This window comes from Streptomyces sp. RB17, from assembly GCF_009604455.1.
Lineage (GTDB): Bacteria > Actinomycetota > Actinomycetes > Streptomycetales > Streptomycetaceae > Streptomyces.
In genome coordinates, this window is record NZ_WEGL01000004.1 from 1 (window position 1) to 15,963 (window position 15,963).

Below are 15,963 nucleotides of genomic sequence, written 5' to 3' on the forward strand. Positions count from 1 at the left end.
ACCGAAGACGGGGTATCAACATATCTGGCGTTGACTTTTGGCACGCTGTTGAGTTCTCAAGGAACGGTCGCTTCCTTCGTACTCACCCTCTCGGGCTTTCCTCCGGGCGCTTCCCTTCGGTGTTTCCGACTCTATCAGATCTTCTCTCGATCCGATTTCCTCGGTGCTTTCCAGGTTTCCGCGTGTTTCTCGCGGTTTCCTTTCCGGCGGTTCCGACTCTATCAGATCCTTTCGGCGTCTGACTCCCAGTCAGGGGGGCTTGTCTTCCGGGCCGTTGGGCCGTTCCGACGTCTCAAACCTTAGCGGATCCGCTCGGCGATTCCCAATCGGGCCGCCGGGCTTCCATTCGAATTGAATTCGGGCACGCCGAAAACAACCCGTCCGGGAGATCGTGCTGCAGGTGTGAGGGGTGCCGCTCGAAGCGGCTGAGGTGCTACCGAGGAACCGTTACGGCTCCGTGGCAACCCGGAGAACTTTACGGATCGCTCAGGGGCGTGTCAACACTCCCCTGTCAAGATCTTTTACGGCTGCCTCAGTCCAAGTCGCTGAGTCGGCCGCCGGCGTCCGGCTGGGCGTGCTCCACCCTGCGCAGGAGCCTGGTCAGAACCTCGCCGAGCACCGCGCGCTCGGTCGGCGTGAGGTCCTGGAGCAGGTCCTCCTCGAAGACGGTCGCCAGGCGCATCGCCTCCAGCCACTTCTCACGACCCTCGGGGGTCAGCTCGACGATCACCCGGACTCGGTTGGACTCGTCGCGCTCCCGGGTGACGAGTCCTTCGGCGACCATGCGGTCGATCCGGTGGGTCATCGCGGCCGGCGTGAGGCCGAGCCGCTTGGCGAGGTCGCTGGGGCCCATGCGATAGGGGGCACCGGAGAGAACCAGCGCTTTGAGCACCTCCCACTCGGCGTTGCTGATGCCGAGGCCTGAGGTCTGGCGGCCGTAGGCGACGTTCATGCGGCGGTTGAGCCGGGACAGCGCCGACACGATCTTCTCTACCTGTGGATCCAGGTCCTGGAACTCGCGCTGGTAGGCGGCGATCTGCTCTTCGAGCGTCGGCTCTGTGACGTCGGGGGCGGTGTCGGCCATGGCCGCAGTATCGCACGCAGGCGCTTTGCGTTGAAGTCCTTCCATGTGTAGTCTTTAGCTTCGAACTTTAGCTTTGAAGTCTTCAGGTCTAACTAGTGAGAGAGGTGAACGTGACCAGGGCGATGGGCGCAGCGATGCGCCGGATCCACGTGGGCAACGCACTCAGCGCGTTCGGGCTCGGCTTCACCGTCCCGTACCTGTACGTCTATGTGGCGCAGGTGAGGGGCCTGGGAGCCATGACGGCGGGACTCGTGCTCGCCGTCTTCGCCGTGGCCGCGCTGATCGTGCTGCCGTTCGCCGGCAGGGCGATCGTGCGGCGCGGCCCGCTGCCGGTCCTGCTCGCCGCCCTGGTCATGGCCGCTGTCGGTGCGCTGAGCCTGGGGCTGGCGGGCAGTGCCGCCGCCGTACTGCTGTCGGCCGCGGCGCTCGGTGCCGGGCAGGCCGTGATGCAGCCCGCGCTGGCGACGATGATCGTGGACTGCTCCACGGCCGACACGCGGTCGCGTGCGTTCGCGATGCAGTTCTTCCTGCAGAACCTTGGGCTCGGTACAGGGGGCCTCATCGGCGGTCACCTCGTGGACACCACGCGCGTGTCGTCGTTCACCCTGCTGTTCGCGATCGAGGCGGCGATGTTCCTGCTGCTGGTCGCGGTGATGGCGACCGTGCGGATGCCGCACTCGCCACGGATCGAGGACGCCCCGGCCCAGTCGGCGAAGGCCGGCTGGAAGCGGCTGCTCGGGAACCGGGCGATGGTGCAGCTGTGCGTGCTGGGCTTCGTGCTGTTCTTCGCCTGTTATGGCCAGTTCGAGTCCGGGCTGAGCGCGTACGGCGTCGAGGCCGCCGGGATATCCACCTCCGCGTTGGGGACGGCCCTGGCCGCGAACACGCTGATGATCGTGGTCGCCCAGTTCGCGGTGCTGAAGTTCGTGGAGCGCCGGCGGCGGTCCCGGGTCATCGCCGGTGTCGGTCTGATCTGGGCCGTGGCCTGGCTGACCGCCGGGTATGCGGGGCTGGGGCACGGCAGCCGGGAAATGGCGACGGCCGCGTTCGTGTCGACGTACGCACTGTTCGGGTTGGGCGAGGCGATGCTGTCGCCGACGGTTGCTCCGCTGGTCGCCGACCTTGCTCCCGAGGGGCTGGCCGGGCAGTACAACTCTGCGTTCGCGCTGGTCAAGCAGTTGGCGTTGGCCGTCGGCCCGGCGGTGGGGGGGCCTCTGGGTGCCGAGTTGCACGGGCTGTACGTCGCGACCTTCCTGGTGTTCTCGTTGGGGATCAGCGTGCTGGCGCTGCGGCTGGGTAAGCGGCTCACCCCAGTGCAGGACCGGCCTTGGCTGGCGCGCGGGACCCGGGTGGTCGCCCGCGGTGGGGCGCCGGCGGAGTCCCTGGCCGCGTAGTCGTGCGGCGCCCGGTGCGGGTGCTGGCCGGGGGTTGGGCCGCTTTCCGGCGCTGGCAGGGTGCCGGGAACTGCGCGAGCAACCCACCGCGCACCCGCACCCGGCAACGGCGAGCCGCCCCCGCGGCGCCTAGCTCTTCGGCAGGACGAACTCGCACCACACCGCCTTGCCGCCGCCAGGCGTGCGGCGGCAGCCCCAGTGGGAGGCGATGGTCGCCACGATGGCGATGCCCCGGCCCGACTCGTCCCCTGGTTCCGCGCGGCGGCGGCGCGGGAGGTGGTCGTCGCCGTCCGTCACCTCGACGATCAGGCGGCGGTCGGTGCGGCGGAGCCGCAGGCGCATGGGCGGGGTGCCGTGCTGGAGGGAGTTGGCGACCAGCTCGCTCGCGGCGAGGACACCGAGGTCGTGCAGCTCGGCCGGGAAGCGCCAGCTCGTCAGCACGCCGGAGGCGAACGCTCGGGCGCGCGGGGCCGCCTCCACGCCCCCGAGGAGTTCCAGGGCCGCGTTGCGGAAGAGGTCGCCGTCGGGGCCCGTACGGGCGGGGTGCTGAAGGACGAGGACGGCCACGTCGTCGTCGTGGTCGGCGGTGACGCCGGCCGAGCGGACCAGGCGGTCGCAGACGACCTGCGGGCTGCCCGTGGCGCCGGCGAGGGCGCCCTCGAGGGCCGCGATGCCCTCGTCCAGGTCCTCGTCGCGGCGTTCGACCAGGCCGTCCGTGTAGAGGACGGCCGTGGAGCCCGGGCCGAGGGCGATGGAGCCGGAGGAGTGGATCCAGCCACCGGTGCCGAGCGGCGGGCCGGTGGGCTCTTCGGCGCGGGAGACCGTGCCGTTCTCGTCGCGGACCAGGATCGGAAGGTGGCCTGCCGAGGCGTAGACCAGCCTGCCCTCGTTCGGGTCGTGGACGGCGTAGACGCAGGTGGCGATCTGGTTGGCGTCGATCTCGGTGGCCAGGCCGTCCAGCAGCTGGAGCACCTCGTGCGGGGGGAGGTCCAGGCGGGCGTAGGCGCGGACGGCCGTACGCAGTTGGCCCATGACCGCCGCCGCTCGCACGCCCCGGCCCATGACGTCGCCGATCACCAGGGCCGTGCGGCCGCCGCCGAGGGTGATCACGTCGTACCAGTCGCCGCCGACCGCGGCCTCCGTGCCGCCGGGCTGGTAGGTGGCGGCGATGCGCAGGTCGTCGGGCTGTTCCAGTTCCTGCGGGAGCAGGGAGCGCTGGAGGGTCACCGCCGTCTCGCGCTGGCGGCGCTCGCTGGCGCGCAGCCGTTCCGCCGCCTCGGCGTGGTCGGTGACGTCGGTGGCGAAGACGAGCACGCCGCCGTCGCGGTCGCCGTCCTCGTCGACCGGGGTGCAGGTGAAGGTGTACGAGCGGCCGTCCACGGCCTTGCGGGACTTCAGGGTGCGGGGCTTGCCGCTGCGCAGCACCTGGTCGAGGAGCGGGAGCAGGCCCAGTTCGGCCAGTTCCGGGAGCGCTTCGCGCGCGGGCGCGCCCGCCGGTCGTACGCCGAAGGCCGCCGCGTAGGCGTCGTTGACGTAGGCGATGCGGTGGTCGGGGCCGTGCACCAGGGCGACCAGGGCCGGGACGCGATCGAGGACGTCGCGCGCGGGCAGTTCGTCGACGGCGGGCACCGGGGCTGTGCCGTCGGCCGGCTGTCCGGCGCGGGCCGCGGGCACGCAGCCTTCCCCCCGCCGGTCCGGGGAGACCGGGGTCTCGGTCCGCGCGGCGGCGCGGCGCTGCGTTCCGGGGAGCCGGGCGCTCCAGCGCGTGAAGTTCACTTGGGAAGAAGCCTCGTGGGTGCTTAAGGGCGGGCGGGTGGCCCGTCCGAGGACATGGGGCAGTCTGGCAGGGGCGAGCCGCGGCGACATCCGTCAGACGCCTGGGCGGGCCGGGGAGTTCCTGGGTCCGGTCAGGACGACCCCTTCGGGTCGCCCGAGGGGCTGTGAGGAGGCTTTCCACCGGCAGCGAGTTCGAACTCCGCTCGCGGATGTTCGAGCGAACCGAGCGAGACGATCTCCCTCTTGAAGAGCCCGGCGAGGGTCCATTCCGCCAGGACACGGGCTTTTCGGTTGAAGGTGGGCACCCTGCTGAGGTGGTAGACGCGGTGCATGAACCAGGCAGGGTAGCCCTTCAGCTTGCGCCCGTAGACCTGGGCGACGCCCTTGTGCAGGCCGAGGGAGGCGACCGAGCCGGCGTACCTGTGGGCGTACGTCTCCAGGGGCTCGCCGCGCAGTGCGTGGGCGATGTTGTCGCCGAGGGTCCTGGCCTGGCGGACGGCGTGCTGGGCGTTGGGGGCGGTCTCGGTGCCGGGTTCGGCGGCGGTGACGTCGGGTACGGCTGCCGCGTCTCCGGCCGCCCAGGCGTGTTCCGTGCCGTCGACGGTGAGCTGGGCGGTGCATTTCAGCCGGCCGCGCCCGGTGAGCGGCAGGTCGGTGGCGGCGAGCAGGGGGCTCGGCTTGACGCCGGCCGTCCACACGACCGTACGGGTCGGGAAGCGCTGGCCGTCGCTGAGGACGGCGACGCGGTCGGCGCAGGAGTCCAGGCGGGTTTCGAGGAGCACCTGGATGTTGCGGCGGCGCAGCTGGGTGACGGTGTAGCGGCCCATTTCCTCGCCGACCTCGGGGAGGATGCGGTCGGAGGCCTCCACGAGGATCCACCGCATGTCCTCGGGGCGGACGTTGTGGTAGTAGCGCGCTGCGTAGCGGGCCATGTCCTCCAGCTCGGCGAGCGCCTCCACGCCCGCGTAGCCGCCGCCGACGAAGACGAAGGTGAGGGCGGCGTCGCGGATCGCGGGGTCGCGGGTGGAGGAGGCGATGTCCATCTGCTCGATGACGTGGTTGCGCAGTCCGATGGCCTCTTCGACGGTCTTGAAGCCGATGCCGTACTCGGCGAGGCCGGGGATGGGCAGCGTGCGGGAGATGGAGCCGGGGGCCAGCACGAGCTCGTCGTAATCGAGGAGTTCGGCCGGTTTTCCCTCCTCGGCGGTGGCGAGCGTGCGGACCGCGGCGGTGCGCACCGCGTGGTCGATGGAGGTGACCTCGCCGACGACGACATGGCAGTGGTCCAGGACCCGGCGCAGCGGTACGACGACATGGCGGGGCGAGATCGAACCGGCGGCCGCTTCGGGAAGGAACGGCTGGTACGTCATATAGGGGTCCGGAGTGACGACGGTGATGTCGACGTCACCCCGCCTGAGCTCGCCCTTCAGCTTCCGCTGCAGACGCAGTGCCGTGTACATCCCGACGTAGCCGCCGCCGACAACCAGAATGCGCGCACGTTCCTTCACCATCCCATGACGCACCCGGCGCTGGTGTTTGTCCACAGCCCCGGCAATTTGTGTGACCGGCGGCCGGGTGTGAGCGGGACCGGGCACGGTGTCGGGGCGGGACGAAAGGGGGCAGGTCAGCGCGGTCGGGCCAGGGGCCGTGAAAGTGAGGAAACGGGACGTACGAGACCCGTACTCCGATCGGGGGGCGCACTGTGCGGAACCTGCCCCTTCTGAATTGACTCCCTCTCAACTATGTTCGTGTGTCAACGGGGTGTAGGGAATGTGGTCGAACCAGTGCCGCGACAGGCGGAACCGGTCGAGAACGGCATCAGTTCCACGCACTTCGGATCACAGGCGGGGAGTCTCCGGGGGGAGACGTCATTACCGGGGGAAACACATGCATGTTCAGGACACGCATTGGTCATCTGCAGCCGCCGTCGCACCGGGTGGCGGGACGATGAGCGCGGCGATGGGCAACGGACGCGCGGACGCAGCGCGTACGGCCCCGCTGCGGGTGGACGCACAGCGCAACCTGGAGCACGTGCTGCGTGCGGCGCGTGAGGTCTTCGGCGAGCTGGGGTACGGCGCGCCGATGGAGGACGTGGCCCGGCGGGCCCGGGTGGGTGTCGGCACGGTGTACCGGCGCTTTCCCAGCAAGGACGTGCTGGTCCGGCGGATAGCCGAGGAGGAGACCGCACGGCTGACCGAGCAGGCGCGGGCCGCGCTCGGGCAGGAGGACGAGCCGTGGTCGGCGCTGTCCCGGTTCCTGCGGACGTCCGTGGCGTCGGGGGCGGGGCGGCTGCTGCCGCCGCAGGTCCTGCGCGTCGGCTCCGCCGGTTCGGCCGAGTCGGGTGGTTCCGTGGGCTCGGCCGAAGAGGCTCGGGTGCCGCAGCAGCGGGTGCAGCCGGCGAGCGGGGAGCTTCGGCTGGTGCCCGGGGAGTCCGCGGCCTCGGAGGACAGCGGGGTCGGGGCGCTGCTCGATGTGGTCGGGCAGCTGGTGGAGCGGGCTCGGACGGCCGGTGAGCTGAGGGCGGACGTGTCCGTGGGGGACGTACTGCTGGTGATCGCCACGGCGGCACCGTCCCTGCCGGATGCTGCGCAGCAGGCGGCGGCGTCGGCGCGGTTGCTGGACATTCTGCTGGAGGGGCTGCGGTCGCGTCCCGCGTAGGCGGGGATGGGTGGACCCGTAGTCGTCGGGCTGCGGGTCCGTCGTGGCTTGTCGTGGCCACGCGGCGGAGCCCCATGTCTGACACAGCCCCGCGCCCCTGGGAGAGTGCGGCTCACTCGTTCGGGTGATGGCCGTACCTCTGTACCGACAGCGGCCCTCGGATGAGTGGATGCCGTGAACATGGGGGCCTTGGCCAAAAGGCAATGTGGCACCCTGAGCCGGTGACGGGTTGGGCTGGGGCGGTGTCGGGGGCTTTCCGCGATGGGCGTTGACGGGTGGGACGAGTCTCGCGGTGACGACGCGGGCGCGGAGGCTGCCGCCGGCCGGACCCCGCCCCAGGTGCCGCACCAGGGTGGGCGTCCGGAGTCCGCCGGCGGGCGGAGCGAGAAGAGCGTGCCGGCCCAGCGTGAGGGCAGCGTGCTGCCGCCGCCCCGGGCGACGCCGCTCGACGACGGCGAGCTGATCCAGCGGATGCGCGGCGGGGACGACTCCGCGTACGAGGAGCTCTATCGGCGGCACGCGGACTCCGTACGGCGGTATGCGCGCTCCTGCTGCCGGGACGGGCACACCGCCGACGACCTGACGGCCGAGGTCTTCGCCCGGATGCTGCAGGCGGTGCGCGGCGGATCGGGGCCCGAGCACGCCGTACGGGCCTATCTGCTGACCTCCGTGCGGCGTGTCGCCGCGCACTGGACCAAGTCCGCCCGGCGCGAGCAGCTCGTGGACGACTTCGCCGTCTTCGCCCAGCAGGTCTCGCGCGCCTCCGAGGCATCCGATGACGACACACTGGACCTCGGCGCCGATGTGCGCGCGCTGCACGAGGCCGAGCAGTCCATGGCCATGCAGGCCTTCCGCTCGCTGCCCGAGCGCTGGCAGGCCGTGCTGTGGCACACCGAGGTGGAGGACGAGTCCCCGAGCGAAGTGGCCGTGCTGTTCGGGCTGGACGCCAACGGCACCCGGGTGCTGGCGAGCCGCGCCCGCGAGGGGCTGAAGCAGGCCTACCTCCAGGCCCACGTCAGCGCCTCCCTCGTCGGTGACGAGGAGTGCGCCCGCTACGCCGACCAGCTCGGCACGTACGCCCGCCGCAAACTGCGCATCCGCGCCGAACGGGGCCTGCGCAAGCACCTGGAGGAGTGCGCCAAGTGCCGGCTGGCGGCCGCGCAGATCGAAGAGGTCGCCAGCAGTATCCCCGGTGTCGTGCCGGTCGCGGTCATCGGCTGGTTCGGGGCCGCCGGGTACGCCAAGGCGCTCGGCATCATCGCCGGCGGCGCCGGGGCCGGGGCGGCCGGTGCCGCCGCGGCGGCCACCGGGTCGTCGTCGGGCGGGGCCGGCGGTACGGGCAGTGCCGCGGCCTCGGAGGGGCTCGGGGCGCCGGTGAAGGCGGGGATCGCGGCCGGTGTGGTCGCGGTGGCCGCCGCCGCGGTGGCTCTGGCCCTCGTGAACGACAGCCGTCCGCCGGCCAGGGAAGTCGCCAAGCCGTCGCCGTCCGCGCCGGTCGTGCAGCCCCCGGCGCCGAAGCCGACCCCGTCGAGGAAGAAGCCCTCGCCGGAGCCGGTGGTGCTCGCGCCCGAGCCGACGCCCACCCCCACGCCCACCACTCCGAAACCGACGCCCACGCCGACTCCCCAGCCCACCCCGACGCCGACCCCCGCGCCGACACCGACCCCCAAGCCGACACCGAGGCCCACTCCGCCGCCTGCGCCCACCCTCTACGAACTGAGCGACCTCAGTTACGACGTCGACGGCGACGGCACCAAGCCCGAGATCCAGCTCGGCGAGAGCAGCTGGGTGTGGCAGCGCCACGGCATGTCGATCGGCGGCAAGCAGTACGCGCGCGGGGTGACCGTGCACGGCGAATCGTCCGTCACCATCGCCCTCAACCGGCAGTGCAGCTCCTACGACGCACTGGCAGGCGTGGACGACATGACGCTCGGCCTCGGCAAGGTGTCCTTCTCCGTCTGGGCCGACGGGGTCCGGCTGTGGCAGTCCGCGATGGTCAAGGGACGCGACCATGCCGTGCCGGTCCATGTGGACCTCACCGGGCGCAGGACCGTACGGCTCGTCGTACGGCCGCACAGCAACGTCTTCGACCAGGCGGCGCTCGCGGACTGGGCGGAGTCCCGGTTCACCTGCCGGTAGGCCGGAGGGACGGTACGCCTGGAGGACGGTAGGCCGGGGGGAGTCGGCAGTGTCACCGGCCGTGCTCGACGGCCGTCTCCGCGGCACCGAGTTCCCGCAGCACCTCGGCCACGCCGAGGGACGCGCCCCGGGAGCGCTCGGCCGCGTACCGCTCGGGCGGCAGGTCAGTGCGGGCGTCGGCCTGCACCCGGTCGGCCTCGCTGCATTCCGGCTCGGGACGCGGGTTGCCGTCGCGCCAGTGGTCCGCGGCGGCGAACAGCCGCACAGCGCCGCCCAGATCGCCGCACCGGGCCCGCAGACCGGCCGCTACGTCCACCAGCCCCGCCGTGATCGACTCGGCGCACCGCTGGACCACGGCATGGCGCAGGGCCTCGGCGATGATCGGCAGCCCGTAGGCGGGGCCCGACTCGTCGGCGGCGAGGAGTGCCTCGATGCTGCGCAGGGCCGCCTCGAACTGCGGTGGCGGGGTGCCGCCTCGGGCCACCGCGCGGGTCTCCTCGTACAGCTCGCGGGCACGGGCGGTCTGCCCGTCGTGCAGGGCGATGTGGGCGAGCAGCAGCCGCACGAAGGCACGCGACTCCGGCACCGCGTACCGGTCGGCGGCCGCACCCGCCTCGTCCAGGGCGGCCAGCGCGGTCTTCGGGTCGCCGGAGCGGTAGGAGATCTCGGCGAGCCGGGCCAGCAGGAACGGCGACTCGGCGTAGGCCCCCACCTCGTACGCGAGGCGCAGTGCCTCCTCGTACTCGCCGCGCGCCTCTGGAAACCTGCCGCGGGCCATGGCCGCCTCGCCGGCCGCGCTGCACACCTGGGCCCGAATCCAGCGGTCCCCGACACGCCGGCTGAGCGTCCGCAGCTCGGCCAGGTCCTCGTCCACGCCTCGCAGGTTGCCCGGGGAGTCGACGATCACATGGGTGCGGAACATCAGGGAGACGCCGATCTCCCAGTCACCGCCATAGGCCCGGCAGTTGGCCACGGCCATGGCCATGTCCGGGCCGATGTCCGCCGGGCCGCCCAGGTAGTAGGAGGTCAGCGGCCACACGATGCCCGGGAGCCGGGCGGCCTGGGGACCACCACGCTCATAGGCGGCACGCACGCGCGCGATGTACTCCGGGGCGCGCGGGTCGGCCGCGAGGTGCTCGGTGCTCGATTCGGAGGTCAGGAACAGATCGAGCATCCGCAGATCCATCCGCAGCTCCCGCAACGGATGCCCGGCCTCACCGTCGGGCACGGCGACAAAGGCGCCGACGGGGTCGGCCGCCTCCACCAGCGACATCAGCTCGTCGGCGGCACCGGAGGCGGGCGGAGTCGTCGGGGGTTGGGGGAAGGCTGGGGGCGCCGATGACGCCGGGCGTGCCTGGAGCGACGGGGACGCTGGGGGTGCTTGGGATGCCGGGTGTGCTTGAGATGCCGGGGGTGCTTGGGGCGTCGAGGGTGTCTGAGACGCTGGGTGCACATGGGATGCCGGGGACACCTGGGGTTCCGAAGATGCCGAGCGATTCGGGGGCGCGGAGGGCGGCGGAGCCGAGGACCTCTGGGGAGCCGGGGGAGCCAAGGGATCCCGGGCCACCGAGGGATCCGCAGCTGCCGAGGGATCCGCAGCTGCCGAGGCATGAGGGGCCGCAGGGGCAGGCGGGGCCGTCAAGGTATCCGGAGCCTCCGAAGGATCCCGGGCCACCGAGGGATCCGCAGTTACCGAGGCGTGCGAGGCCCCATGCGGGGCCGTCAAAGTATCCGGATCCGCCGAGGAATCCCGGGCCGCCGAGGGATCCGGGGCGGCGGCCGGGCCCTCCGGTGTCGCCGGGGCCGGCTGACTGCCGGGGGTCGCCGAGGTGTCGGAGGTGGCCGAAGTGTCGGAGGTGGCCAGGAGGCCAGAGGTTGCCAGGGGGCCGGACGTCGACAGGGTGTCCAGGGCCACGCCCAGGCGTAGGACCAGGCGGACCCAGGTGACCGCTTCCTGGCGGTGGTTGCGTAGCCACCAGAACCAGCCGATGGCGAGGACGATCGCGCCCGCCTCCGGCTCGTCGCCGGCGTGCACGGAGCGGTCCAGGGCCGCACGGATGTTGTCCAGCTCGGTCTCCAGGCGGAAGATCCAGGGCAGTTGGTCCGCCGACCGCAGGCGCGGCTCGGCCTCCTCGACCAGCGCCCGCACCCACGCACGATGCCGGCGCTCGGCCGTGGCGCGCAGTCCGGGGACCTCGGCCGCGCGCTCGGTGGCGTACTCGTGGATGGTCTCCAGCATGCGGTAGCGCATGCCACGGCCGGAGGCGTCCGGAGCCGCGACGACCAGGGACTTGTCGACGAGGGCGCCGACCAGGTCGGCCGCCGGGCCGGTGCACACGGCCTCGGCCGCCGCGAGGTCCCAGCCGCCGGCGAACACCGACACCTCGCACAGCACCGTGCGCTCGCGCTCGTCCAGCAGGTCCCAGGACCAGTCGACGACCGCGCGCAGGGTCTGCTGGCGGGGCAGGACCGTACGGCTTCCGGAGGTGAGCAGGCGGAAGCGGTCGTCGAGCCGGTCGGCGATCTGCCGCGCGGTCAGGAGCCTGAGCCGGGCCGCGGCGAGCTCGATGGCGAGCGGCAGCCCGTCCAGCCGGCGGCAGATCTCGGCCACGGCCCCGGTGTCGGCGAGCACCGCGTCGGCGTCGGGACGGACGGCCTTCGCGCGCTCGGCGAACAGGCGGTGCGCCTGCTCCGGGACGAGGGGCTCGACCGGCCGCACCGACTCACCGGGGACGCCGAGGGGTTCACGGCTGGTCGCGAGGATCGTGAGCCCCGGGCAGTGGGTGAGGAGGGTCTCGGCGAGGACGGCGGCCGCGCCGATGACATGTTCGCAGTTGTCAAGGATCAGGAGTTGGCTGCGCGGGGCGCAGTACTCGATCAGCAGGGCGACGGGGCCGGCCTGCGGGGTCGCCAGCTCGTTGGTCAGCAGCACGGTCTCGCGCAGACCGAGCGCGCTGACCACCGCGCCGGGCACCGCCTCCGGATGGTCGAGCGGGGCCAGCTCGACCAGCCATGCCTGCGGCAGTCCTGCGGCGGCTTCCTCGGCGAGGCGGGTCTTCCCCGAGCCGCCCGGTCCGGTAAGCGTGACCAGGCGGGCCCTGTGCAAGTCGGAACGAATGGCTTCGAGTTCTGGTTCCCGCCCGACGAAGGACGTCAGGCGGGGGCGGAGATTTCCGGTGCGTTCTGGAGGCTGGACCGGGGTCGGGGACGGCTCGGAAACCCTCGGCGGCTCCGGTTCCCGCTGCCTGAGCAACGACACGTGCAGGGCTCTGAGTTCCGGGCCCGGGTCGGTGCCGAGGGTGTCGGCGAGGGTGCGGCGGGCGGACTCGTACGCGGCGAGGGCGTCGGCGGGGCGGCCGGTGTCGCGCAGGGCGCGGATGAGCAGGGTGTGCAGGGCCTCGTCCAGCGGGTGCGCCGTGGTGAGTTCGGTCAGCTCCGGTACGACGTCCGGGGCGCGGCCGAGGTCGAGGGCGGCGGCGGCACGGGCGCGGGAGGCCTCCAGGCGCCGGGCCTCCGGGCGGGTGGCGGCGGTGCGGTCGGGGAGGTCGGCGACGGCGGGGCCGTGCCAGAGGGCGAGGGCCTCGGTGAGGGCGCGGTGGGCGGTGGCCGGGTCGCCGGTGGTGAGGGCCTTGGTGCCGGTGTCGACGAGGCGTTCGAAGACGTACAGGTCCACGTCGTCCTCGGTCGCCTCCAGGCGGTATCCGCCCGGGGCGGAGGCGATGGTGTGGTGGCCGAGGGTGCGGCGGAGGCGGCCGACGAGGGCCTGGAGGGCGGCGGGGGCGTCGCTCGGGTGGTCGTCGGCCCATATCTCGTCGATGAGGGTTTCGGGGGTGGCGGTGCGGCCCGGGCGGCGGGCCAGGGCGGTGAGGAGTGCGCGGAGGCGCCGACCACCGATGGGTACGGGGGCGCCCTGGTCGTCCGCTGCTTGGGCTACGCCCAGGATTCTGTACCGCACCTGGTCATTGTCGCGGGGGCGCGGGGCGGGGGCGACGGGGTTTCACCGGCGAGGCTCCCTCAGCACCCGGTGCTGCGGCTGGGCAAGACCGGGCGCTGCTGGCTGAGAAGTGCCGCTGCGCCCACCCGTGCCGACCCAGCGGCACGACTGCCCGCAGCGACGACGGCAGGACGACGGCTCGCAGGCGACGACGGCGATGAGCGCCCCGTAAGGGGGCGGGAAACCGCGCGAGCGGCCACGACGCAGCCGCAGCGGCGCACGGCGGGAACCACCCCAGCGGGGGCCTGGGGGCGGCAGCCCCCAGCAGGGCAGGGACAGCACCCCCACCCTTCACGCACCGGAAGCCAAAGCGTCCCGGCGCGGCTGAATCCCGGAGGGCACCGCACGCGCCCGTGCCGGTGTCCCCGTCCAGCACGTCCCCCGGCGGGACAACAGGCGGCGGAGCCAGAGTTCCAGGGAGATCAGGTCGGCCAGGCCGTCCAGGGGCAGGGATTCCCCGGCGGCCCCCGCGCGGAGCGCCTTGCGGACGACGCGGGCCTCCACCAGGCCGGCGTCGGCCAGGAGGGGGCTGGCGAAGAGGTCCTGGAGGGGGTCTGCCGCCACGCGCAGGCCCGCGCGTGCGGCCGCCGCCGAGGAGGCGTGGGACGGGGCGCCCCAGCCGGGCGGGAGGTCGGTGACGCCGGCGCCCTCCAGGACCGTACGGAGGATCGAGGAACGGGCGCCCGGCTGGACGCGGAGCGCCTCCGGCAGGGCGCGGCAGGCGCGCACGACCTGGTTGTCGAGGAACGGCGTGTGCAGGCGCTGGGAGCGGATCTCGGCGGCCTGTTCCAGGACGCGCAGGTCGGCGGCGTGGCGGGCGAGGGCGGCACGCGCGCGGTACTCGCCGGGACGCTGCACGCCGGTTGCCGAGCGGTCCGCCTCCGCCTGCAGCAGAACCGATACTTCGGCCAGGGCCTCCCCCGTCAGCCAGCGCGCCGCCGGCCCGGGTCTTGCCCAGGTCAGCGCAGCGAGGGACGCGCCGACCGCTCCCCCGGGCTCGTCGAAGTGGCGCCGCATCAGCCGCTCGGCCAGCACCTCCAGGCCGGCCCGGTAGGGCGTGCGGGCGAGCCGGCGGGCGGCGCCGTACACGCGCGCGGGGACCATCACCGAGCCGTCGGCCTTGGCGAGCGCGGCGACCGGGCGCACCAGATGGCGCCGTTTGCGGTCCATCAGGAGGTCGGCGAGGCGGGCGGGGTGGGCGTCCAGGACCTGGCGGGCGCCGTGGCCGGTGAAGTGGTCGGCGCTGCCGGCGCCCAGCCGGGCGCGGTGCCGGGCGGCCAGTACCAGGGAGGGGCCCGGCTCGTCGGTCAGCGGGCCGTCCAGATCGGCGTACGGCAGGGTCTCCTCGGCGCCGGTGACGACGACGTGGTGCAGGCGCGGGTTGGCTGCCAGGGTGCCGGCGCGTTCCAGTTCGGCCTCGCGGCCGCCCACGGCCAGGTCGTTGAAGGTGACGGCGAGGAGCCGCTCGCCCGCGCCCGTGCCGTGGCCGAGGAGCGTGCCGGGTCTGCCGGGCAGCCCGGCGGCCAGCAGCGCGAGGGTGCCGGAGGCGGGGCCGCCGGAGAGGTCGGCGCCGATGCCGGGCACGGGCATCCCGCGCCGGGCCCGCCGCTCGGCGGGTCCCATGCCGGGCACCGGCCCGGGGTCGAGGTCGGGCACGTGCCGCGGCGCCGACAGACGCGCGCGTACCGCCTCCACCAGCGCGTCCCGTACGGCGTCCACGGCCCGGTCGGGGTCGGCCGGGGCCGCGGCCACGGCGAGGGAGGCGACCGGCTCGTACCCGGCGATCTCGCGCGCTCCCGCGCGCAGCACGAGCGCGTGCCCCGGCGGGATGCGCCGTACCCCCTCGTACGGGGTGGTGTCGCGCAGCGCGGCCGGTACGTCCGGGGCGGCGAGCAGGGCGGCCAGGTGGCCGAAGTCGAGGTTGGCCTCGATGAGGTCGGCGAGGGGCAGCGCGGCGGTGGCGTAGGCGGTGCCGCCGGCCCAGGGGGTGTGGAACACCGGGCGGGCGCCCGCGAGGTCGCCGCAGACGGTGATGCGGCGGCCGACCTTCACGACGGCCGTGTAGCTGCCCGGCCAGGCCGTCAGATGGCGCAGTGCGCCCCCGCGCGCGGTGAACAGGCCGCGCCGCAGCTCCTCGTCGGAGGCGCCGCAGATACCGAGGACGGCGATGCGGTTGTCCGCGTCGGCCTTCACCACGCGCACCTCGTCCGGGCGCCAGTCGCCGACGGCCCACAGCGGATCAGGGTCGCCCCACAGGAGCTGGGAGCCGACCGGGTGCAGGGTCTCGCCGTCGTAGCCGGTGGCGCCCGCGGAGCCGATACCGGCGATGCCCGCGGCGGTGCTGCTCCAACCCACCAACCACCGCATCGACGCCTCCACAGGCTGTGGACAACAGTGCACCGTACGAACCGGATCCCCATGCTGCCATGAGAGGCGCGTTGTCGAAGGTCGGCGGCACCGCCTTCGATCGAGGGAATGCCCGGCGGGCATGCGGGCGGTGCGACTCGAATGCGCCCCCAGTACGCTCCCTCAAAACGCCCTTCGCGCCCTCAAGTTGCATGGTCGGAGCACATCTCAAGCGCGACAGGCGGGAGCGATTTTCAGCCAAATATGCTGAACGGAACGGGAGATGAGCACGCTCCGTACAGGCCTGCGGAGCGCGCGGCGGCGCGGACACGCGCACAGTCCGGGAGGCGGGCATCGCCTCCCGGACCGGTCCGCCACCCGCGGGGATGAAGGTGGCGGTGTCCCCCAGCCCACTGGATCCAGTACAGCGGGCCGACCCACGCAAGAGCCATGGAACCGCTCCCCCGGTGGCCGGAGAAGAGCGCACGGACGGGCGCACGGCCACACGCGCGGGGGCACGCGGCGACAGGCCGTGCACGGTGCGTACTGGACCGTACTTCCGTACGGACCAC

8 protein-coding genes are annotated in these 15,963 nt (G+C 73.1%); 3 read left to right on the forward strand and 5 right to left on the reverse strand.

The window, feature by feature from the left end; translation table 11 throughout:
- Nucleotides 1-532: 532 nt before the first annotated feature.
- Nucleotides 533-1,084, reverse strand: a complete 552-nt coding sequence (locus SRB17_RS17890) for a MarR family winged helix-turn-helix transcriptional regulator (protein ID WP_153539970.1) — start codon at nucleotides 1,082-1,084, stop codon at nucleotides 533-535.
- Nucleotides 1,085-1,194: 110 nt separating this feature from the next.
- Between SRB17_RS17890 and SRB17_RS17895 the strand changes: the two genes are divergently transcribed.
- The gene (locus SRB17_RS17895) at nucleotides 1,195-2,478 is read left to right on the forward strand and encodes an MFS transporter (RefSeq protein WP_323375832.1); all 1,284 of its coding nucleotides are present in this window, start codon (nucleotides 1,195-1,197) and stop codon (nucleotides 2,476-2,478) included.
- Nucleotides 2,479-2,607: 129 nt separating this feature from the next.
- On the opposite strand, the gene SRB17_RS17900 is transcribed toward SRB17_RS17895, so the two are convergent.
- Both SRB17_RS17900 and SRB17_RS17905 read right to left on the reverse strand, forming a co-directional pair.
- Nucleotides 2,608-4,254 carry an ATP-binding SpoIIE family protein phosphatase gene (locus tag SRB17_RS17900; RefSeq protein ID WP_323375834.1) on the reverse strand — a complete coding sequence of 549 codons (1,647 nt, stop codon included), beginning with the start codon at nucleotides 4,252-4,254 and terminating at the stop codon, nucleotides 2,608-2,610.
- Nucleotides 4,255-4,385: 131 nt separating this feature from the next.
- The gene (locus SRB17_RS17905) at nucleotides 4,386-5,765 is read right to left on the reverse strand and encodes an NAD(P)/FAD-dependent oxidoreductase (protein WP_153539972.1); all 1,380 of its coding nucleotides are present in this window, start codon (nucleotides 5,763-5,765) and stop codon (nucleotides 4,386-4,388) included.
- A gap of 376 nt (nucleotides 5,766-6,141) precedes the next feature.
- Between SRB17_RS17905 and SRB17_RS17910 the strand changes: the two genes are divergently transcribed.
- Complete coding sequence (locus SRB17_RS17910; protein ID WP_153539974.1) at nucleotides 6,142-6,912, forward strand: TetR/AcrR family transcriptional regulator; 771 nt, start codon at nucleotides 6,142-6,144, stop codon at nucleotides 6,910-6,912.
- Nucleotides 6,913-7,173: 261 nt separating this feature from the next.
- Nucleotides 7,174-9,051 carry a sigma-70 family RNA polymerase sigma factor gene (locus tag SRB17_RS17915; RefSeq protein ID WP_153539976.1) on the forward strand — a complete coding sequence of 626 codons (1,878 nt, stop codon included), beginning with the start codon at nucleotides 7,174-7,176 and terminating at the stop codon, nucleotides 9,049-9,051.
- A 52-nt stretch (nucleotides 9,052-9,103) separates the two neighbouring features.
- Here the strand turns inward: SRB17_RS17915 and SRB17_RS46370 are convergent, their stop codons facing one another.
- Both SRB17_RS46370 and SRB17_RS17930 read right to left on the reverse strand, forming a co-directional pair.
- A complete protein-coding gene (locus SRB17_RS46370; RefSeq protein ID WP_323375835.1) occupies nucleotides 9,104-13,006 on the reverse strand; it encodes a BTAD domain-containing putative transcriptional regulator in 3,903 nt (1,300 codons plus the stop codon).
- 330 nt (nucleotides 13,007-13,336) lie between these two features.
- Nucleotides 13,337-15,412 (reverse strand): asparagine synthase-related protein, encoded by a 2,076-nt coding sequence (locus tag SRB17_RS17930; protein WP_153539978.1) that lies wholly within the window; start codon nucleotides 15,410-15,412, stop codon nucleotides 13,337-13,339.
- Nucleotides 15,413-15,963: the final 551 nt, after the last annotated feature.

Excerpts from the sequence above, each read along its gene's own strand:
- SRB17_RS17890 (WP_153539970.1), bottom strand. The coding sequence starts at position 1,084 with ATGGCCGACACCGCCCCCGACGTCACAGAGCCGACGCTCGAAGAGCAG.
- SRB17_RS17915 (WP_153539976.1), top strand. The coding sequence starts at position 7,174 with ATGGGCGTTGACGGGTGGGACGAGTCTCGCGGTGACGACGCGGGCGCG.
- SRB17_RS17905 (WP_153539972.1), bottom strand. The coding sequence starts at position 5,765 with ATGGTGAAGGAACGTGCGCGCATTCTGGTTGTCGGCGGCGGCTACGTC.
- SRB17_RS17930 (WP_153539978.1), bottom strand. The coding sequence starts at position 15,412 with ATGCGGTGGTTGGTGGGTTGGAGCAGCACCGCCGCGGGCATCGCCGGT.
- SRB17_RS17910 (WP_153539974.1), top strand. The coding sequence starts at position 6,142 with ATGCATGTTCAGGACACGCATTGGTCATCTGCAGCCGCCGTCGCACCG.